At 67.9% G+C, this 19,956-nt stretch carries 16 protein-coding genes; 4 read left to right on the plus strand and 12 right to left on the minus strand.

The features are described 5' to 3' along the window. The first annotated feature begins 102 nt into the window (after positions 1-102). Positions 103-1,521 carry an IS1380 family transposase gene (locus HY049_12035; protein MBI3449630.1) on the plus strand — a complete coding sequence of 473 codons (1,419 nt, stop codon included), beginning with the start codon at positions 103-105 and terminating at the stop codon, positions 1,519-1,521. A 235-nt stretch (positions 1,522-1,756) separates the two neighbouring features. Here the strand turns inward: HY049_12035 and HY049_12040 are convergent, their stop codons facing one another. The 5 genes from HY049_12040 to HY049_12060 all read right to left on the minus strand — a co-directional run bounded on the left by HY049_12040 (position 1,757) and on the right by HY049_12060 (position 10,759). Continuing rightward, positions 1,757-3,511, minus strand: coding sequence for a PKD domain-containing protein (locus tag HY049_12040; GenBank protein ID MBI3449631.1), 1,755 nt, complete (start codon positions 3,509-3,511; stop codon positions 1,757-1,759). Between the two features lie 464 nt (positions 3,512-3,975). After that, positions 3,976-4,689 carry an NUDIX hydrolase gene (locus tag HY049_12045; protein MBI3449632.1) on the minus strand — a complete coding sequence of 238 codons (714 nt, stop codon included), beginning with the start codon at positions 4,687-4,689 and terminating at the stop codon, positions 3,976-3,978. 22 nt (positions 4,690-4,711) lie between these two features. Further along, entirely contained in the window at positions 4,712-5,665 is a 954-nt protein-coding gene (nadA, locus tag HY049_12050) for a quinolinate synthase NadA (protein ID MBI3449633.1), read from the minus strand. Between the two features lie 148 nt (positions 5,666-5,813). Beyond that, positions 5,814-10,076, minus strand: a complete 4,263-nt coding sequence (locus tag HY049_12055; protein ID MBI3449634.1) for a thrombospondin type 3 repeat-containing protein — start codon at positions 10,074-10,076, stop codon at positions 5,814-5,816. Positions 10,077-10,195: 119 nt separating this feature from the next. Beyond that, the gene (locus HY049_12060; GenBank protein MBI3449635.1) at positions 10,196-10,759 is read right to left on the minus strand and encodes a flavin reductase; all 564 of its coding nucleotides are present in this window, start codon (positions 10,757-10,759) and stop codon (positions 10,196-10,198) included. A 169-nt stretch (positions 10,760-10,928) separates the two neighbouring features. Here HY049_12060 and rsmD point away from each other — a divergent pair, with 169 nt between their 5' ends. The 3 genes from rsmD to HY049_12075 all read left to right on the plus strand — a co-directional run bounded on the left by rsmD (position 10,929) and on the right by HY049_12075 (position 13,670). Then, positions 10,929-11,480, plus strand: a complete 552-nt coding sequence (rsmD, locus tag HY049_12065; protein ID MBI3449636.1) for a 16S rRNA (guanine(966)-N(2))-methyltransferase RsmD — start codon at positions 10,929-10,931, stop codon at positions 11,478-11,480. A gap of 35 nt (positions 11,481-11,515) precedes the next feature. After that, positions 11,516-12,151: a tetratricopeptide repeat protein gene (locus HY049_12070; protein ID MBI3449637.1), complete on the plus strand. Its 636-nt coding sequence runs from the start codon at positions 11,516-11,518 to the stop codon at positions 12,149-12,151. 376 nt (positions 12,152-12,527) lie between these two features. Continuing rightward, complete coding sequence (locus tag HY049_12075) at positions 12,528-13,670, plus strand: LysM peptidoglycan-binding domain-containing protein (GenBank protein ID MBI3449638.1); 1,143 nt, start codon at positions 12,528-12,530, stop codon at positions 13,668-13,670. On the opposite strand, the gene amrA is transcribed toward HY049_12075, so the two are convergent. From amrA to HY049_12110, 7 genes are all read right to left on the minus strand, one after another. Further along, positions 13,663-14,259, minus strand: a complete 597-nt coding sequence (gene amrA / locus HY049_12080; GenBank protein MBI3449639.1) for an AmmeMemoRadiSam system protein A — start codon at positions 14,257-14,259, stop codon at positions 13,663-13,665. The genes HY049_12075 and amrA overlap by 8 nt on opposite strands. Then, complete coding sequence (locus HY049_12085) at positions 14,256-15,491, minus strand: hypothetical protein (GenBank protein MBI3449640.1); 1,236 nt, start codon at positions 15,489-15,491, stop codon at positions 14,256-14,258. Before HY049_12085 ends, amrA begins: the two co-directional genes overlap by 4 nt. Before the next feature lie 23 nt (positions 15,492-15,514). Continuing rightward, positions 15,515-17,746 (minus strand): polyribonucleotide nucleotidyltransferase, encoded by a 2,232-nt coding sequence (gene pnp / locus HY049_12090; GenBank protein MBI3449641.1) that lies wholly within the window; start codon positions 17,744-17,746, stop codon positions 15,515-15,517. A gap of 214 nt (positions 17,747-17,960) precedes the next feature. Beyond that, positions 17,961-18,230, minus strand: coding sequence for a 30S ribosomal protein S15 (rpsO, locus tag HY049_12095; GenBank protein ID MBI3449642.1), 270 nt, complete (start codon positions 18,228-18,230; stop codon positions 17,961-17,963). A gap of 109 nt (positions 18,231-18,339) precedes the next feature. Beyond that, on the minus strand, positions 18,340-19,251 hold the full coding sequence (gene truB / locus HY049_12100) for a tRNA pseudouridine(55) synthase TruB (protein MBI3449643.1): 912 nt from the start codon (positions 19,249-19,251) through the stop codon (positions 18,340-18,342). Beyond that, positions 19,252-19,635 (minus strand): 30S ribosome-binding factor RbfA, encoded by a 384-nt coding sequence (gene rbfA / locus HY049_12105; protein ID MBI3449644.1) that lies wholly within the window; start codon positions 19,633-19,635, stop codon positions 19,252-19,254. It lies immediately after the preceding gene. A 30-nt stretch (positions 19,636-19,665) separates the two neighbouring features. Continuing rightward, a complete protein-coding gene (locus tag HY049_12110) occupies positions 19,666-19,947 on the minus strand; it encodes a DUF503 domain-containing protein (protein ID MBI3449645.1) in 282 nt (93 codons plus the stop codon). Between the last annotated feature and the right edge of the window lie 9 nt (positions 19,948-19,956).

Here is a 19,956-nt window from a genome sequence, read left to right on the forward strand (position 1 = left end):
GGACTAGCCCGGATTTCTCACCGTAGATATTGCAAAGGGCTGTTCCTTTGAGGCATAACGCTTTTGCGACAAAGAGTTGTGCCGATCAGAGGAGACAGCCCGATGCAGACAGAGTGTACGCAAAGTTCCTTCCCGTTTCACCCCCTGAATCGCCGTGAGGTGGTCGCCCGGTTCGACGGCGGGATGATCACGTCGGACGGAGGGGGGCTGCTTCTTCGTGAGGTCGAGTCTCTCACGGGCATCCTCGAGCAGTTCGCCGGGTGCTTCACCGATCACCGCGACCCGACGCTTATCGAGCACACGGTGAAGGAGCTGGTCAGTCAGCGCGTGTATGCCCTTGCCCTGGGCTACGAGGACCTCAACGACCACGACGACCTGAGGGGCGATCCGCTGCTGGCGACGCTCGTCGGCAAGAGCGACCCGAACGGTGAGAAGCGAGTTCGTGAGCGGGACTGCGGCAAGGCGCTGGCCGGCAAGAGCACGCTGAACCGATTGGAGCTGACGAAGGCGCAAGCCGGGCCTGCCGAGCGGTACAAGAAGGTCGTGGTGGACGGCGATGCGGTGGAGCGGCTCTTCGTGGGGCAGTTCATCCAGGCTCATGCGCAGGCGCCGGAGAGGATCGTGCTGGACCTGGATGCGACGGACGACCCGCTGCACGGCAAGCAGGAGGGGCGGTTCTTCCACGGGTTCTACGGCAACTACTGCTACCTGCCGCTGTACATCTTCTGCGGGGAGTTCCTGCTGTGCGCGAGGCTCAGGAAGGCGGACATCGACGGTGCTGCGGGGTCGGTCGAAGAGCTCGAGCGGATCGTGGGGCAGATCCGGCAGAGCTGGCCCGAGGTGAAGATCGTCATCCGGGCGGACTCGGGGTTCGCGAGAGAAGAGATCATGGCGTGGTGCGATGGGAACGGAGTGGGGTACGTGCTGGGGCTGGCGAGGAACGCCCGGTTGACGAGAGCGCTGGGCCGGGAGCTCGAAGAGGCGAAGAGGGAGCACGAGAGGACGGGAAAGGCTGCGCGGGTGTTCAAGGACTTCACCTACCGGACGAAGAAGAGCTGGAGCCGGGAGAGGCGTGTGGTGGGGAAGGCCGAGCACGTGTCGGGCAAGGCGAACCCCAGGTTCGTCGTGACGTCGCTGAGTGCCAGTGATGTCGACGCTCGCGCGCTGTACGAAGACGAGTACTGCGCGCGGGGGGAGATGGAGAACCGGATCAAGGAGCAGCAGCTGTACCTGTTCGCAGACCGGACGAGCGCGGCGACGATGAGGGCGAACCAAACTCGGCTGTGGTTCTCCTCGGTGGCCTACGTGCTGATGCAGGCGCTCAGAAGGGTGGGCCTCGCGGGGACGACCATGGCGAGGGCGCAGTGCGAGACGATCCGCCTCAAGCTCTTGAAGATCGGAGCGCAGGTCCGGGTGACGGTGCGGAAGGTGTGGGTGTCGCTGGCAAGCGGCTCACCGTACGCGGCCTTGTTCGCGCAGGTCTACAAGAACCTGCGAGCCGCCCCGCCGCTTCGCTGCTGACGACGAACGGCGAAGCGCACCTCAAAAGAAGAAGCCTCCTGATCATCGGGGAGAAAACTGTCCGGGTAAGGCCCGACGAACGCGCCGGAAGCTGCCCAACCCCTCGCACCGGCGCCAGAAAGCTCAAACCAAGGTCCGGGCCCGCCTCCAACGCCTCGTTACGGTCACGACAGCGCCCGCTCAGGAGGGCACGCTCGATGATCGCCCACCTGGTGAGAAATGCGGGCTAGCGCCGTCAGCGGGTGACGGCGACGGCGTTCGACGGGCAGCCGGTCGGGCTGAGCACGCGCACCATCACCTGGATCCCCGCCGGCCAGATCGCGGCGACGTCCTTCCCCACGACCTTCTTCCTCGTGACGAACCGCGTCAGCGGCGCGCTCACGAAGCCGCCGCCCGAGTCGATCTGCACGACGGCGTGATTCCGGAATCCCGTGCCCACGACCACCGCCTTGAGGATGGCGGCCTTCGTCGCCGGCGTCACCGACGTGACGACGGGAGCCAGACACGGCTGGACGTCGATCGGGATCGATCCCAGGCACGTCTGCGAGTTGGCGTCTGTCACGGTGACCGCCGCGGTGAACATCCCCGGCGCCAGGTACGAGTGGCTCGGGAGCGCCGCCGTATCCTGGCCTCCGTCCCCGAAATCCCAGGCGAAGGTGTACGGCGCCACGCCTCCGACCGCGTGCGAGTTGAACACGACCGGAAGCGGCGCCCGACCCGTCGTCGGGCTCGCCGAAACGTTGCAGGTGAGATTCTGCTGCGGGTAGGCGCAGACGGCGAAATCAACGTCGTCGGGCTGCAGGTTTCCGCAGCGGCCACTGCTCAGGAAGGCGAACATGAGTGCTTGGCCGACGGTGGAGTGGCCGGAGCCCAGGGTGTGCCCGGTCTCGTGCGCGACCGCGTCCTCCAAGTCGCAGGAGGAGAGGCAGTGGCCGGTGCCCTTGTTGATCACGATCGCCCCTTTCGTGATCTTCAGGAAAGGGATGCTCGTGGGACCGTTCGGGTCGGTGGAGCAGACGATGCTCGCGCCGCCGAGGCTTGTGGCGGCGTAGCCCCCGATGGCGAGCGTTCCCGTACAATTACTCAGATTGAGGGGCGACATGTCACCGCAGGGATCGTTGAATTGAATCTGGTTGACGAGCTGGTTGAAGCACTTGGAGCCGATGGTGCTGTCCGTACCGCCATACGAGAGCATCACCTGCGCGCCGGGAGCCCCGTTCCAGTCCTCGACTCCCGCGGCGACCTGGGCGTGGCATCCGGTGGGGCAGTGGTTCGGGTCTGCGTCTCCGGTAGCGTTGTCCTTGTACACGACGGGCGTGCCCGTGTCGAACTGGTTCCACCGCGCCGCCGCCGGATTGTTCGGATCGATGAACAAGGAGAAATCGATGCGCGCGCCGGCATCGGTCTGACGGGCATCCAGAACGTAGGTGGTGGAGGAAGCCGGGCCGGTGGCGAGCGCGCCGACGAATCTCTCGAACCCCACGGCGTCACGGTCGGGGTCGATCGCGGCTCCCAGGACCGTGGCTTCACCCAGGCCGTCACGACGGAGGAATCTCGATCCGTCGGGAGCGAGCCCGACGTGAAACTTTCCCAGCGCGAAATCGGTCAATCGGTACGCGCCGCCCGGCAGGCGATCGAGCAAGAGCAGCACCTCCTCGTGCGGGGCCAGCGACCCGATGCCCGGGACGACATCCACGCGATCCCCGACTCGTCCCCCCGGCTGGCGCACGACGATCGTCGACGCGACGCGGGAGCCCTTGAGGACGCGCGCGACCGTCACCGTCGCGTCGGTATGGATGGCTCCCTCGCGGTCCATGGAGCTCTCGACCTTCTCCACGACTCCGCGGACGACGACCGCGGCTTTTCTGACGAGATCGCCGTCCTGGGGAATGCGATAGGTGGCGGCCGCGGCGGGTCGCGCCGCGATCGCGAGAACGAGCCAGACGATGACGTGGAGAAGGGGACCGCGCCGCGATCTCGTCGAGCTCATCGACATGGATTGTGACCTCGAGAGAAGGCGCGCGCAACCGCGCGCTGCGCCCGGGATGGCGCGCATCGGTGCGAGAGCCGGAATTCGCAGAAAGAAGAGAAAACCCCGGGAGTTGGGCCCGATGGCTGCCCGGCGGCTACGGTGTCCGCTCTCCCGGGGTCGGTGGCGCTGGAAGTCGCGAGTGCGGCGGCTCCCCGAACGCCTGCTCGGAGCTCCGTCCGCTAGGACGTCGCCACCTCACTCACCGTACACTGGCCATCTAACACTGGACCACCTCCTTTCCCGGCGCGGGGCACATCAGGACGGGTCCAGTCCCGTCCCGGAACCCGCACGGCCTGGCCGCCGATGCCATGGCCCGCGAGACGCCGCGGCGTGGGCCGCGACTGGAGGAGGAGTGTCGCCTCCCCGGACCCCATAAATACCACCGGAACGTCGATCGCGCCACAGGAGGATTGAGCGGGCGCTCAGAGAATGTCGCTGATGAACGGCGCGCGGCTTCTGAAGGTGTAGATCTGGGCGGGGCGGTGAGGCCCCCGACGCTTGCCGGCGAGGGGCTTGAGAAGGCCGAGCGAGAGCACCTTCTTTCGAAAGTTTCTCCGGTCGATCGGCCTGTCGAGGATCACCTCGTACACCTCCTGCAGCTCCGCGAGCGTGAACGACTCGGGAAGCAGGCTCCACGCGATGTTGGTGTACGCGAGCTTCGAGCGCAGGCGCTCCTTGGCCGTCTCCGCCACGAGCCGGTGATCGTAGGCGAGAGGAGGGAGTTTCCCGATCGGGAACCAGCCGATGCCCGCGTACTTGGCTCCGGTCCGGAGCCGCGTCGCCTCGTGCGGGACGAGGGCGAAGTACGCGACGGAGACGACCCGGTGGATCGGATTTCGATCGACGTCGCCGAAGGTGTAGAGCTGCTCCAGGAAGATGTCGGTGACGCCGGCCTTCTCCTCGAGCTCGCGCCGCGCCGCCTCCTCGACGGATTCGCCGAGCGCGACGAGGCCTCCCGGAAACGCCCACTGGCCCGCGGCCGGGCCGGTCTTGACCTTCACCAGGAGGGCGCGCAGCTCCCGCCCCTCGATCGTGAGAACGACGACGTCGACGGCGACCCAGGGATGGACCTGCGGGGTCTCCTCCGGGAGGGGGCGGGCGGGACGGGGTCGGCGGTGGGAATGCTTCGGCCTCAAGGTCCTGACCGCTCCCGCGCGATCAGGCGCCGAGCTCGAACATGCGGCGGAGCGCCCTCTCCGCGCCGAGCCGCACGCCCTCGTCGAGGTCGATCTCGTGGGTCATCGTCTCGAGGGACTCGAGCGTGCCGTCGAGGGTGATCATCTTCATGAACGCGCACAGCTTGCACGCCTTCAGGAACTGCTTGTCGGGCACCTCCATGAGCAGGCGATCGGAGAGCCCGCACTCGGTGACGACGAGGAACTGCGTGGCCTTCGACTCGCGCGCGTGGCGCGCCATGCCGCTGGTGCTCAGGACCGCGTCGGCCATCGCCAGCACGTCGGTGCGGCACTCCGGGTGGGCGAGGATCTCGATCCCCGGCGCGCGCTCCCGGATGGCGGAGATCTGTTCCGGCGTGATCTGGTGGTGGACGTAACAGGCGCCGTCCCACGACAGGATCGTCTTCGACGTCTGCCGCTGGACGTAGGCGGCGAGATTCTGATCGGGAACGAAGAGGATGTGCCGGGACGGGATGGCCTCCACGATGCGGACGGCGTTGGCCGACGTGCAGCAGACGTCCGATTCCGCCTTCACCGCGGCGGTCGTGTTCACGTAGGTGACGACGGCCAGATCCGGGTAGATGGCCAGGAGATCGGCCTTGCGGGCCGCGAGCGCCTCGGCCGTGACGCTCTCCGCGAGCGTGCACCCGGCGTTGCGATCTGGGAGAAGGACGGTGCGCGTGGGGTTGAGTATCTTGGCGGTCTCGGCCATGAACGCGACGCCGCAGAAGACGATGACGTCGGCGCGGGCGGACGCCGCCCGCTGCGCGAGCTCGAGGGAGTCCCCCACGAAGTCCGCGACCTCGAAGATCTCCGGACGCTGGTAATTGTGCGCGAGGACGACGGCCCGCCGGGTCGCCTTCAGCTCCCGGATGCGACGGATCGTCCCCGCGTACGCCTCGCACGCGTCGAGGCTGTAGTGGTCGGGGTCGTTCAGCGGCTGGAATCGCCGCGTGAGCGACCGGGCGTCGATGATCTCGAGAGTCGAGGTCGTGGTCACATCCCACCTTTGCGTATACTGTACGCATACTAGGACGCGGACAGCCGTCCTGTCAAGCGCGTCAGGGGGGAAGGGATGGCAGCTTCTACTTGACGGTGACGGCCAGGGCCGCGGACAGGGTGACCTGGGAGTCCCGCACCTGCGCGTCCGCCACGATCAGCCATGTGCCGCGCTTCCCGTCGTGCGGGATGTTCATGCTGGACGGCGACGTCGAGGTCACGCCCGCGAATCCTTCGAGGACGAACGGCTTCCGGCGCTGGACGATGCGCCCGGACGGATCCCGAAGTGTGACGCTGACGTCCGCGCGGGCTCCCGCCTGCGTCCGATTGCGGAGCCGGACGTCGAAGCCGACGAATCCGCCCGGCGTCACCGCGCCCTTCGAGCCGCCCCGAGGCGTGAGGGTGAGCTCGAGGCCGACGCCCTCGCAGGCGTCGCCCGTGCCGTTCTGGTTCGCATCGGTCTGCTGCGGGTTGTAGACGGACGGGCAGTTGTCGCAGGCATCGCCGATGCCGTCCTCGTCGGAGTCGGACTGCAACGCCCCCGCATACGGGGGATTGGGGCAGCTGTCGCACGCGTCCCCCACGCCGTCGCCGTCGGCGTCGGCCTGGGTCGGGTTGTACACGCCCGGGCAGTTGTCGCTGGCCGGAATCGCCACCCCGCCGGGACAATTGGCGGGAGCGGGCTCGTTCGGATCGTAGACGGTCAGCACGCAGTCTCCGTCCGCGTCGGCGTCGCAATCGTCTCCGACCCCATCCCCGTCGGCGTCGAGCTGTGCGGAGTTGGGCGTGCACGGACAGTTGTCGTCGCACCGGCTCACGTCCCCGGCCCGGCAGGGGTTGTCTCCCGGCGTGCCGTCCATGTCCCCGTCGTCGTCGATGCGGTCGGCGTCGGAGTCGGCGATGCCGATTCGCGGGATCGCGATGCATTTCAGCGACGGCTCGCACGCGTCCCCGAGCCCGTCGTGGTCGGTGTCGAGCTGGCCGGAGATCGCGATCTCGGCGGGACCGGTCACGCCGTTCATGTCGACGTCGCAGAGCGGGAGCGTCGCCGGCTGATTCGGATCGCACGCGCCGTTCGGCGCCATCGAGCAGTTGTCGCAGGCGTCTCCCACGAGGTCGAAATCCGCGTCCTCCTGGTTCGGGTTGTACGTCGAAGCGCAGTTGTCGTCGGCGAGCACGGTGATGCCGCCGGTGCAGTAGCCGGGGGCGGGGACGTTCGGGTCGTAGTGCGTCAGGACGCAATCGCGGTCGATGTCCACATCGCACGCGTCGCCGATGCCGTCTCCGTTCGCGTCCGCCTGGTCCGAATTGGGCTTGTTCGGACAGTTGTCGCACGCGTCCCCCACGCCGTCGCCGTCCCCGTCCGCCTGGTTTCCCAGCGCGAGCTCGTTGGGATCGGTCACGCCGTCGAAGTTGACGTCACATCGCGGCAGGGAGAGGACGTCGTTGGGATCGCAGGCGCCGTTCGGCAGGCGGGGACAGTTGTCGGAGCAGCCGGCCAGCGCGCCGCCGATGCAGCGGAAGATCGGGATCAGATTGTTGGGGTCGGTGAACCCCACGTTCGGATCGATCGCGGCGAAGACCGTGTTCGGGTCGGCCGGGAAGAACTGATCGATGCCGTCCCCGTCAAGGTCCGGGTCGCAGCTGTCCCCCGTGCCGTCGTGGTCGATGTCGGACTGCCTCTTGTCGAACAGGAACGGGCAGTTGTCGTTGCAGTTCGAGAAATTGCCGTTCGGGTCGGGGGCGCACGGCGGAAGGAGGTTGTTGGGGTCGCTCGGATCGGGGATCCCCTCGTTGACGCCGTCGTTGTCGTCGTCGAGGTCGCAGGCGTCCCCTTCCTTGTCGCGGTCGAAATTGCTCTGGGAGGGGTTGTAGACCGTGGGGCAGTTGTCGCAGAGGTCCCCGATCCCGTCGGAGTCGGCGTCGGCCTGCGTCGGGTTTCGCTTCGTCCGGCAATTGTCGTTGCAGCCGGTCGTCGCGCCGCCGGCGCACGTCGGGAGCAGCGACCCCGGGGCGTTGGGATCGGCGAGATCCTGGGGGACGAGGTCGTTGTCGCGGTCCGGGTCGCACGCGTCGCCCACGTGATCGCCGTCCTGATCCCGCTGGTTGCCGAGCGCGGACTCCGCCGATGTCGTGGTCCCGTCCAGATTCACGTCGCACGCGTAGGGGAGCGCCGTGAGCCCGCACGTGCCGTTCGGCACCGTGGGGCAGTTATCGCAGGCGTCGCCGATCCCATCGCGGAAGCTGACGCCGTTCGGATCCTCTGTCCGCCCGTTGGGATCGGCCTCCGTGTCGGCCTGGCCGCGGTTCAGGATCTCGTCGGGTTCCAGCTGGCGGTCATGATTGGCGTCGCAGAGGCTGAAGGTCGCTTCGTCGTTCGGATCGCAGTAGCCGTTGCGCCGCCTCGGGCAGTTGTCGCACGCGTCGCCGACGCCGTCGCTGTCCGCGTCGTGCTGCGTGGCATTGGTGGTGTCGGGGCAGTTGTCGTCGCATCCCGTCCGCTGTCCCCCGACACAGGGTTGATACCTGTTGGGATCCCCGTCGGCGTCCTCGAGAACGCCGTCGTCGTCCCGGTCCTTGTCGCACAGATCTCCGACGCGATCGCCGTCGAGATCGAGCTGGCCGCCGTGCAGGAGCTCGAAGGCACTCGGCCCGTTGGGGTCGGTCGCGCAGCGGAAGAACGTGGCCGGCACCTTCGGGTCGCACCCGTTCCTGACGAACCGGCAGTTGTCGCACGCGTCGCCGATCCCGTCGCCGTCGGCGTCCTCCTGCCCGGGGTTGAAGGCGAGCGGGCAGTTGTCGGTGCACGAGCCCGTGATCACGCCCCCCAGGCAGGGGTTGATGGGGATGCGCACGTTGGGATCGCCGGGCACGCCGTCCCCGTCGGGGTCGTTCGGATCTCCGGGGTTGGGGACGCGCTCGAAGGCGCCGATGTCGAAGCCGACCCCCGCGCCGCTCGAATTGAACGGCCGGAGCGAGTTCTGCACGTCGAACAGCGGCAGGCGGACCAGCCGCCGATACAGATTGTCCTGGGCTGGATCGTTCGGCACGGAGGGATCGCTGCCCGGATCCCCGTCCGGGCCCGGCTCCACCTGGAGAACTCCGTCCGATCCGGCATCGATGAGGGGCGACGTCGCCGAGGGGACGAACGCCGATCCCAGCCCCGGCGGATCATCCGGGGAGGGGACGAAGCCGGCGGGGTCGAACGCCGGGTCGATGCCGACGTTGCGATCGAGGCCGATGGGTGAGCGCGGGAGCCCGCCGTCTCCCGGGTGGTTGTCGAAGAAATCGTTTCCCGCGAAGACGGGGCGGGCTCGAAACGAGTTGATGCCCCCCGCCGTGACCCCGCGATTCCCGGTGACCACATTGTTGACGATCGAGGGGTGGAAGCTCGTCTCCTTCCCCTTCTCTCCCACGACGTTGATGCCCCCCCCGCTTCCCGGGAGGACCCTGGCCCCGACGGCGGAATTTCCGGCGATGACGTTGTGCGCGATGATCGGGATCGAGCGGTAGACATCTATGCCGCCGCCCCCCGCGTCGGCGCGGTTTCCGAGGATGACGTTGTTCGAGATCGACGGGACCGCGACCGTGCGGTCCACGGCGATCCCGCCGCCGTACCCGAAGTAGGCCCCGGTCGACGCCAGCGCGCGATTTCCGCGAATCGTGTTCCGGGTGATGGATGGCGACCCCGACGTCAGGCTCACGCCGCCCCCCATGCCCGCGATGGCGACGTTGTCCTCGATGAGGTTGCCTTCGACGATGGCGTCGGCGGCGATCGACATCCCGCCGCCGTGCGAGGCGCTCGTGGCCGTGCCGAGAACCTGGTTGCCGCGGATGATGTTGCCCGTGATCGTCGGCGCTCCACCCTGGACGAACACTCCGCCGCCGAGGAAGCCGAACCCGCCCTGGATCGTGAACCCCTGCAGCTTCGTCTCGGTCGAGGCGGGCAGGATCTGCACGACCGGGCCGCGCCCGCCCCCATCGAGAATCGTGATGTTGGGATCGGGCGTCGCGGCGTTGGGATCGCCTCCGATCAGCTTCAGGCCCGAGAGGAGGACGATCGTTCCGATGTACTTTCCCGGCAGGACCCGCACGGTGTCGACCCGGAGATCGAGAAAGACGTTGGGGTCGAGATTGAGCGACGCGAGGAGGATGTTGCGCGTGCTGGCGCCGTTGATCCCCGCCTGGACGGTTCGGTAGGGGTGCGCCTGCGACCCGTCCTCGTTCCCGCTGGTGTTGCCCAGGTCGACGTAGAAGGTGCCGGCGGCGATCGGCGCGGTGGCCAGCGCCGCGACCAGCAGCGCCCATGCGCCGGCGCGACGGACTCGGGTCGGAAGGGTGTTGTTCATGGTTGGGTGAGTTGTCGGCGTCGGAAGAATGGACACGCGGCGAGCGGCGTCAGGTCGGTGACCGGGGATCCACGGGGTGTCGAGGGCGCGCGAAATCTAGCACAGCGGTGCCGGCCATATCAGGCTTGTTCGTCACGGCTTTCCACCCGCCGGGCGCCCTCCAGAATGCCGTACACCCCCTCCTCGAGGTAGACCAGGGGCCGGAGCGCGGCGTAGCGCTCTTCGGCGGGTCCCTGCAGCAGGCGCTCGTCCACGCTCACCTCGAGAATCCTCCCGTAGAGGACAAGCTCTTCGTCGTTGAACCGTTTGGAGGAATCGAGAACGCACTCGAAGTGGGCCCTGCACTCTTCCACGAGGGGCGGCGCGACGCGGGTGGCGGGCCTCAGGGTCCAGACCGCCGGCTCTCCCTCGGAGGACGAGACGAGGCTCTCCGCCGCGAGCCAGACCTTCGGCGAGATCTCGTCCCCGGGCACGTTGACGACGAATTCGCGCGTCTCGAGGATGTTGATCGCGGTCCGATGGGAGATGCGGCACGCGAGGGAGAGGGTGGGAGGCTCGGAGGCGACCATCGAAATCCAGCTCTTGGCGGCGACGTGCACCTCCCCGCGCAGGCTCCTCGACGAGACGAGGACGATCTGGCCGATCAGGGGAGAGGGGCGCCATGCGCTCTTGGCGAGCGGCACACTTATCTTCTTGACGGAGTCACGGCGTATCATCTTGGGGTCCGCTTTCCGGAAGGGAGTCTGTTGGAATGCTCCGTGGCCGCAGCCGAATGTGGATGGACGGGAAGGGCATGGATTCTAACAAACCGCGCCGCGCGGCGTCCATGCGGGCTCGCCGCCGGCGATCGACGTGAGGATCATCGGCGGCGACTTGCGTGGGAGGAAGATCAAGGCCCCGCCGGGGATTTCGACGAGGCCGACATCCGATCGGGTTCGCGAGGCGATATTCAACGTGCTGGCCTCCCGGATCCGCGGCGCCGGATTCCTCGACGCGTACGCGGGGACAGGGGCGATCGGCATCGAGGCGCTCAGCCGGGGCGCGTCGACGTGCGTCTTCGTGGAGAACGGCGCGGTGGCGTCGAGGACGCTTCGGGAGAATCTCGCGGCGCTCGGGCTGAGCGACCGGGCGACCTCGATGGCTCTCACCTTCGACCTCGCGGTGCGCGAGCTTGCGAGATCGGGGCGGTCTTTCGACATCATTTACCTGGACCCACCGTACGCTGCGGGGGAAATCCTGGCTGCGCTCCATGCCTGCGCGTCGGATGAGATCCTCGCGGAGAGCGGCCTCCTCGTCGCGGAGCACGACTCGACGCGACCGCTTCCGGAACGGGAGGCCGGACTGCTCCTGGGCCGCACCCTGAAGTACGGCGGCACCTCGCTCTCGATGTACTCCCGCGGTTGACAAGACGCCGGTGGCTTCCTAACCTCGCGGGCGCGATGCGCGATCGCCATTCTCACCCCTTCCCGTGGCTCCTCCGGGCCTCCGTGCTCCTGATTCTCGTTCCGTCCGCGGCCTGCGTCTCCACCGCGAACTACAGGGCCGCCGTCGCCGAGAAGGAGAGGGTTCAGCGCGAGAACTTCGAGCTTCGCCGCAGCCTCGCCGAGGCGCGCGTCCGGGCGCAGGAGGCCCTCGAGGCCTCCTCCGGAGCGGCGCCGCCGGCGCGGAGCACCGGGGCCACCGACAACCGTGCCGGCGCGGACGGGGGAGTCGTGCCGGCGGCGATCGCACCCGAGGGATTCGCGGGGCCGTCGACGCCTATCTCGGATGAGGATGTCCGGCGGCCGGAGAGCGCCGCGCCGGCGGCCTCGGGGGCGGATGGCCTGCTCCGCGCCGCGCGGAGCTACATCAGTTCCGGCAAACCCCGGGAGGCGATCGACGTGCTCACCCGCCTCATCTCCGATTTTCCGTTCTCGCCCCTCCTCCCCGAAGCGTTCCTCGAAAGAGCGTCCGCCCGTCTCGGCCTCGGCGATCGCCACGGAGCCCTCGAGGACTTCGACACGGTCACCGAAGCGTTCCCGGCGAGCCCTCGCGCCGCGGAGGCCCGCCGGCAAGCCTCTTTGCTCCGCCACTGAACACGGTTGAACGTGTCGGGACAGGTCCATATATTCGCCCAGCCTGAGTAGGTGGCCGGCCCCGCAACCAGCCCTCTCGAGGCGTAACCGCTTGACAGATCTGACGATTTGGTTACCCTGAATCCGCCCTCCCGCTGGGGAGGTGGAGGATGCCGCCATGCAGAGGTTCCGTCCCCGTCACTGGGCGATCATCGTGGCCGTGTTGTTCGCTCTTTGCCTGACTGTTTCATTTTCACCGGCGAGAGCGGAAGAGCCTGAAAAGAAGGCCGCCGCCGAAGAGATGACGCCCCCGCAGCCGGCGAAGCCGACGGCCGAACAGGCCGCGACAGCGAAGGCGCGAGACACTGGTTCGACGCGTCCACCCAAGGCGGGAAAGATGGTGGGAAACCACTGGACCCCGTACGTTCCGCCGGATCCCGAGAGCTTCCCGGCCGGCTCCCAGGTTCACATCATCGAGCCGCACGACACGCTGTGGGATCTATCGGCGAAGTACCTCACGAACGCGTGGCTCTGGCCCCAGCTCTGGGACGTGAACCAGTACATCACCGATTCGCACTGGATCTACCCGGGTGATCCGCTGCTCCTGCCGGGGGCGCCCACCGTGATCGGTGAGGCTCCGGCGCAGCCCGCGCCCGTCGCGACGGCGGAGACGCCCGCGCCTGCGGCTGCGGCCGCGCAGGAGGAGTTCGAGGAGCCGCCGCCCGAGGTCCCCGCGGCTCCGGCGGCGCCGGCGATGCCGCCCCCTCCCGCGCTCCCACCGCTCGCGTCCAGCTCCGAGATCTACTGCAGCACGCGAATCCTGCCTTCCTTCGAGAAGCCGCCGCTCTTCGTCGCGGAAAAGGAGGAGGGGGCCAAGACGGTTCTCTCGAACGGCGACATCATCTTCCTGAGCCAGGGCTCACAGGCTGGGATTCAGCCCGGGCAGATATTCAGCGTCGTTCGGAACGAGCACGAGGTCTACCATCCCATGCATCCCGATGAGCGACTCGGCACGGCTGTGAGATCGATCGGCCGCGTCCGGATCATCGCCGTCCAGACGGACGCCGCGACGGCCGAAATCGTCAACGCCTGCGACGCCGTCGGCGTGGGCGACTCCCTGGTGCCGTTCCAGGAGGTGCCCGTCCCGCTCTCTTCGCCCGTCGCCTTCCAGCAGTACGGCGTCGAGATCAAGGGGGAGAACGACGGCTACATCATCCACGTCGCCGACGACAAGGCGAGCTTCGGCCAGGGGGACATCGTCAACATCAACCTCGGCTCGGACAACGGGGTGCAGTCCGGCGACCTGTTCACGGTGTTCCGTGAGTGGGGTGGCGCCGTCAACTTCTACGCGCCGGAGATGTACATCGACGGACAGCAGGCGAGGGCCGAGAAAATGAAGGAGACGGGCGCCCAGCCTCAGTTCAGTCAGATCGTCCTTGGCCAGCTCGTGGTCCTCGGCATCGAGGACAAGACCGCAACGGCCAAGGTGCTCGTTGCGGTCCGCGAGATGAGCGTCGGCGACAAGGTCGAGCTCAGGTAGCCCCGACCGGGCGGAGGGGGGCGCGCTCGCCGAAGACCTCGGCGGGGAACGCCTCCACGCACGCTCCCGCCCGCCAGGCGTCGCGACGGAGGCCTGCCTTGGAGCAGGCCTCCTCGATGAACCGCGTCGCGTCCCAGCCGCGCTCCCGAGCCACCTGGGGCAGGAGCACGCCCCGCTGGCCCCCCATCGTGACGATGAGCCCGTCCTCGCCGGCCGTGATCTCGGACGGCGAGCTCACGGGGCGCGCCGTCCCCAGAATCGAGATCTCGATCGAGATCCGCTCGAGCTCATCGAGCCTCACCGGCGCGAAACGAGAGTCCCTCGCCGCGGCCGCGGCGCATTCGGCCACCAAGTCGTCGAGGGATGCGCCCGCGCCCATGATGCCCACGCACCCGCGCAGACGGTCGCCCGCGTGCAGTGAAACGAAGAGGCCGGCGACGCGAGGATCCGGGAAGCACTCGGCACGAGGGCCCGGGAGTGATCCATCACCGAGATACCGGTCGAGGGTGGTGCGGGCGAGCGCCAGAAGCCGGGCGCGCGATTCCGATGACAATCGCCCCGGCCGGTCGAAGCCGGCCGGATCGCTCATGCGGGGGAGTCCTTGCGCCTCAGTCCCAGAAGATCGAGCGCCAGCCCCGCCTGTTCGAGCACGGCCAGAAGTCCCTCCACCTCGCTCGGCCGGATCTCGTCGGATATGTGATCGCCGTAGAACACGAGCGCGATGCGATCGCTCAGCCGGACCGGGGAGAGAAATGCGTTGGGAGGGATTCCCTCACCCATCCGTGTGTAGAACTCGTTCTCGTGAGCCCCGCCCGGCGGCGGCCCAAGGTAGTAGCTCCTCCCTCCGGCGAAGAGCGCCTCGAGCGCCGAGAGGGTGAAGGGCAGGACCAGTCCCTCGACGGACCAGACTGGATACGAGGCGGACAGGCCGGCGACGGGCACCAGGGCCTCGCCCATGCGCGCGAAGACGACGCACCGTCGAAACGTCTCCGCGGCCACCTCGATCAGCGAGGAGCAGACCTCCTCCAGCGTTTGCGACCGAAGGACGCGATCGATGCTTCCCTCGCGCGACGCCGCCTCGTCGATCGGCTCGGGAACGAGCTCGGAATGAGACACATCCGCGGCGCGGGCGCCGCCGGCGGCGGGAGGGCTCCATTCGGTGGCCGCCGTCGTCGCGTAGGCCGTCATCCCGTCGTCGGCCGGAAGGTCGGACGGTTCGGGAGCGATGTCAGGTGAGGCCGGCGCCGACGCCCGCGGCGGGGCGGAGAGGATGTCGGGCGCGGGGCGCGGGGCGTCCGCGCGCGGCCTGAGCATCTGGGCTCTCTTCGTGGAGGCACTGTCGAGACCCCGGAGCGAGAGCTCCCGGCTGAGCGTGATGTATCGCTTCGCGCGGGGGATGCTGTAGTACTTCTCGAGCACCTGGAAGAGGCGGATTTCGGGCGTGACGTACGGAACGAGCTGGAACCCGGTGGCGAAGGCGACCTCGTCGAGGGCCATCAGATCCTGCGGCGTGAGCATGACCAGGTGGAGCTTCTTGCCGTCGAACCGGAAGGGGATGATCTTGTACTTCTCGACGAGGCCTCGCGGGATGGAGCTGAGGACGGCGGCAGGGATCTCCTGCAGCATGTCGTAGGGAGCGTATCTCACCGAGTGCGCCTCGGCGAGAACCTCACCGAGCTCGTCCTCGCTGAGGTAGCCGAGCTCGATGAGGTTGGTGCCGAGATGTCCGCCCCAGATCATCTGCGCCTGGAGCGCCTTCTGGAGCTGGTCGGTGGTCAGCTTCCCCTTGGCGACCAGCAGTTCACCCAGCCGCCGAGCCATCGTCCCTCCGATTCAGTCCCGGGTCAGTTCCGGCGTCGCCGGGGTCCGCCGCGATCTCCGCCTCGCCCGTGATCTCCGCCGCGGGGGCCTCCGTGGCCCCCCTCACCGCCGTCTCCGCGCGAGGAGCCGCCGGCGTGGGCCTGCTGCGGGTGGCTCGCTCTCGCGGCGGCCACTTCCTCGTCGGAGAGAAGGGCGCGGCGGCTGAGACGGATCTTGTTCTGGCCGTCGATGTCGATCACCTTGACCGTGATCTCCTGGCCTTCCGACAACTCGTCGGTGACCTCACGGACGTGGTACGGAGCGATTTCGGAAACGTGGAGAAGCCCCTCCAGGCCGGGCATGATCTCGACGAACGCGCCGAAGGTGACGATGCGCTTCACCTTTCCCGTGTAGGTCTTGCCGACCTCGGCCTCGGCCGTCAGCTCGGAGATGATCTCCATCGCCAGCCGGGCCGACGCCTCGTCGATCGAGGCGATCTCGACCTTTCCGTCGTCGTCGATCTCGATCTTGGCTCCGGTCCGGTCCACGATGGAGCGGATCATCTTCCCGCCCGGTCCGATGACCTCGCGGATCTTGTCCTTCGGTATTCTCATCGTCAGCATGCGGGGCGCGAACGTGGAGATGTGATCTCTCGCGATGCCGATCGTGTCGGCCATGCGGTCGAGGATGAAGAATCTCCCCTCGCGCGCCTGAGCCAGTGCCTTCTCCATGATCGCGATGGAGATGCCGCCGATCTTGATGTCCATCTGGACGGCGGTGATGCCGTTGCGCGTGCCGGCGACCTTGAAGTCCATGTCGCCGTAGTGGTCCTCGACCCCCGCGATGTCGGAGAGAATCGCGTAGTCGTCCCCTTCCTTGAAGAGGCCCATCGCGATCCCCGCGATGGGGGCGCGGAGCGGAACGCCCGCGTCCATCAGCGCCAGCGCGCCGCCGCAGATGGAGGCCATGGAGGACGAGCCGTTCGATTCGAGGATGTCGGAGACCAGTCGGATCGTGTACGGGAAGCCGTCGGCGTCGGGAATCATCGCCTTGAGCGCGCGCTCGGCGAGCGCGCCGTGGCCGATTTCACGCCGGCCCGGGCCCCGCAGGAACTTGACCTCGCCCACGGAGAAGGGCGGGAAGTTGTAGTGGAGCATGAACCGCCGTTTCGACTCCCCCTCGAGGAAGTCGATTCTCTGTGCGTCCGCCGACGTTCCCAGCGTGACGGTGACGAGCGCCTGGGTCTCGCCGCGCGTGAAGATCGCGGAACCATGCGTGCGGGGAAGAATGCCGATCTCCGAGGAGATCGAGCGAATCTCCGCGAACCCTCTCCCGTCGACGCGGCGCCGGCGCGCGAGGATCTCCCGCCGGCAGATTTTCTGGAGAACGTCCTCGTAGATGCGCTTCGCGAGCGAGCGCTGGGCGGCGTCCTCGGGCGGGATTCCCTCCTGGAGGATCTGAAGGACTCTCCCCATCGCCTTGTAACTCTCGATCTTGCCGCGGATCGACAGGGCCTCGAGGAGCGGTCCGGAGATGCTCGCCTCGATCTTGGCGTAGAGATCGGCCGGGAACTCTTTCGATCGCACCGGGCGCTTGGTCTTGCCGAGCGCGCGCGCCATGTCCTCCTGGAGCTCGACGATCTTGACGATCTCGCGATGTCCGAACGCGATCGCCCGGACGATCTCTTCCTCCGAGACTTCGCTCGCGCCGGCTTCAACCATGACGACGTCGGTCTTCGTACCCGCGATCGCCAGGTCGAGACGGCTCGGTCCGGGCTCCTGATCCGACGGGTTCAGCACGAACTCGCCGTTGATGAGGCCCACGCGCACGGCGGCGATGGGTGTCGTGAACGGGATATCCGAGAGGAAGAGCGCGGCGGACCCGCCGGTGACGGCGAGGACGTCGGGGTCGTTCTGCTGGTCGTACGAGAGGACGAGAGCGACGACCTGGGTCTCGCAGTCCCATGCGTGGGGGAAGAGCGGACGCAGGGGGCGGTCGATGAGTCGGGACGTCAGGGTCTCCTTCTCGTTCGGGCGCCCCTCTCGCTTGAAGAATCCGCCGGGAATCTTCCCTGCCGCGTACGTGTTCTCACGGTAGTCGACCGTGAGCGGAACGAAATCGATGTTCTCCTTGGGCTTCCTGTCGGCGCACGCCGTGACCAGCACGACGGTGTCGCCGTAGCGTACCGTCACCGCTCCGTCCGCCTGCTTGGCCAGATGCCCGCACTCGATGGTCAGTTCGCGACCACCCACGTTGATGGTTCTCGTAATTCTCACTGATTCCTCCAGTCGTCGGCTTGTCTCAGTCTCTGATGCCCGGGCCTTCGGACGTCGCGGGGTGCTTCACACACCGTTCCCTGCGACTTCCGTGACGCAGGAGGGGAGCGGAGCTAAGGGCGGGTGATTCGATTCGATAAGGGGGGGACGAGTGCTGATAAATATAACCCTTAGTTTCGACTTCCCTCCGGCGCGACGGAACGGTCCGGAGTTCCTACTTGCGAATGCCGAGACGCTCGATCACCGTCTGGTAGCGTCCCGTGTCGTTGTCCTTCAGGTAATCGAGCAGGCGGCGCCGCTTGCCGACGAGCTTGAGCAGGCCACGTCTCGAATGGTGATCCTTGTTGTGCCCTTTGAAGTGCTCCGTGAGATCCTCGATGCGCCTGCTGAGCAGGGCGATCTGTACCTCGGGGGAGCCGGTGTCCGTCTCGTGGGCGCGGTGCTCTGAGATGATGACGGTTTTTCGCTCTTTCGAAAGCGCCAAGCTCAGTTCCTCCTTCCAGGGCGACCCGTCGGGGCACCGGATGACGTCGGGAGATGACCGGGCATCTTATCGGAGCCGCCCCCGCTTGTAAAGCCCACGGCCGACGGGATCAGATCGCGTCCCGCACGAGGATGATCCGCGGCTGGAGGGCGGGGCGCCCGACCCCGGGCACCTCGGCGACCCCCAGAAGGGATCCATCGGCCGCGAGGAGACGCAGGAATCTCCCGGGGACGAGGTCGGGCGCTCCCGCCAGGTCCGAGGCCTCGACGAGGCGCCCTGCCGACGCGAGGTGCGCGCCTCGCTCGGTGAGCCGGGCCGTTTCGATGCCGAGATCCAGCGAGTCGAGCGGGAGGACGTGCTCCAGGAGACGACCGGCGATTCCGGCCTGCACCGCGGCCTCGAGGCTGAGGGCGTTGCCGACGTCGAACGCGCCGGTCGCGGAGCGGCGCAGCGCCGCCAGGTGCGCGCCGCAGCCGAGCCGCCCGCCGACGTCGTGAGCGAGGGACCGGACGTACGTTCCGCCCGAGCAGACGACGGCGAAGGATGCGCGCCCCCCGTGCAGCCCCAGGATGTCGAAGCGATCGATGCGCACGTCGCACGGAGCCAGCGCGGCGGGCTCTCCCAGGCGCGCGAGGTGGTAGGCGCGCTTCCCGGCCACTTTCTTCGCGCTCCACGGCGGCGGCGCCTGCTTGAACGAGCCCACGAACGACGCCGCGGCCGCCGCGACCATCTCCAACGTGATTCCGTCGATGGAAACGCGATCCAGGACGCGCCCCGCGCCATCGTACGTGTCGGTCGTCTCTCCGAGGGCGATCTCGCCCGAATAGCACTTCACCGCACCGGCGAGGAACCGGGCGAGCCGCGTCGCCGCGCCGAGGCACAGCGCCAGCGCCCCGGTGGCCGCGGGGTCGAGCGTCCCGGTGTGTCCGACGCGCGCCGGATGCACGAAAGGTCGGATCGCCGCGACGACGTCGTGGGACGTGGGCCCGGCCGGCTTGTCGATGACGAGGACGCCGTCCATCTACTTCTCGTCTTCCCGTTCGCCGGGAGGTCCGGAGCCGCCGTCGGGCGTTCGCCCCTCGCGGATCAATCGCTCAATCCTTTCGACTTTCTCCGCCGTCGTATCCAGCTGGAACTCGAGCTCGGGGACGCGCCTGAGCCTGACCGCCCGGCCGACCTCCCGCCTCATCCGGCCCGCGGCGCGCGCGAGCCCGTCGAGTATCTCGGCGCGCGGAGCGCCCTCCGGGTAGATCGAGACGTGCACGCGCGCCACGCGCATGTCCGGTGTCAGCGAGACGAACGTCACGGTCAGGAGCGCGCCGTGGATGTCCGCGCTCGCGGTGATCCACCGCGCGATCTCGTCGCGGATGAGATCGGCGACTTTCTGGACGCGAATGGTCGGCATCGATGACTCGTGGGCGGCCGTGAGGCCGGTTCAGAGGAACTGAATGTCGTGGCTGACGATGTGGCCCGGCAGCGACGCCTCGATCTCGTTCAAGATCGTCTGGAAGGTCGCGTCGAGGGGCTTCTGCGAGGACGCCACCGCCGCGATTGCGATCGCCGCCCGCTGCCAGAGATCCTGGTGCCCGACCTCCGCGATCGAGACGTTGTGCCGGTTGCGGAGTCGCGCGACGACGCTTTTCACCACCTGGCGCTTGTCTTTGAGGGATCGGGCGGCCGGGATGAAGAGCTCGATGGTGCAGACCCCGACGGTCACGGCGGGCTC

The organism is Acidobacteriota bacterium (assembly GCA_016195325.1).
Taxonomy (GTDB): domain Bacteria; phylum Acidobacteriota; class Polarisedimenticolia; order JACPZX01; family JACPZX01; genus JACPZX01.

What these genes read in the sequence shown, in the direction of transcription:
- HY049_12035 (MBI3449630.1), top strand. Translation starts at nt 103, where the DNA reads ATGCAGACAGAGTGTACGCAAAGTTCCTTCCCGTTTCACCCCCTGAAT.
- HY049_12040 (MBI3449631.1), bottom strand. Translation starts at nt 3,511, where the DNA reads ATGAGCTCGACGAGATCGCGGCGCGGTCCCCTTCTCCACGTCATCGTC.
- HY049_12055 (MBI3449634.1), bottom strand. Translation starts at nt 10,076, where the DNA reads ATGAACAACACCCTTCCGACCCGAGTCCGTCGCGCCGGCGCATGGGCG.
- HY049_12070 (MBI3449637.1), top strand. Translation starts at nt 11,516, where the DNA reads ATGCGCGATCGCCATTCTCACCCCTTCCCGTGGCTCCTCCGGGCCTCC.
- HY049_12075 (MBI3449638.1), top strand. Translation starts at nt 12,528, where the DNA reads ATGGTGGGAAACCACTGGACCCCGTACGTTCCGCCGGATCCCGAGAGC.
- amrA (MBI3449639.1), bottom strand. Translation starts at nt 14,259, where the DNA reads ATGAGCGATCCGGCCGGCTTCGACCGGCCGGGGCGATTGTCATCGGAA.
- HY049_12085 (MBI3449640.1), bottom strand. Translation starts at nt 15,491, where the DNA reads ATGGCTCGGCGGCTGGGTGAACTGCTGGTCGCCAAGGGGAAGCTGACC.
- truB (MBI3449643.1), bottom strand. Translation starts at nt 19,251, where the DNA reads ATGGACGGCGTCCTCGTCATCGACAAGCCGGCCGGGCCCACGTCCCAC.
- rbfA (MBI3449644.1), bottom strand. Translation starts at nt 19,635, where the DNA reads ATGCCGACCATTCGCGTCCAGAAAGTCGCCGATCTCATCCGCGACGAG.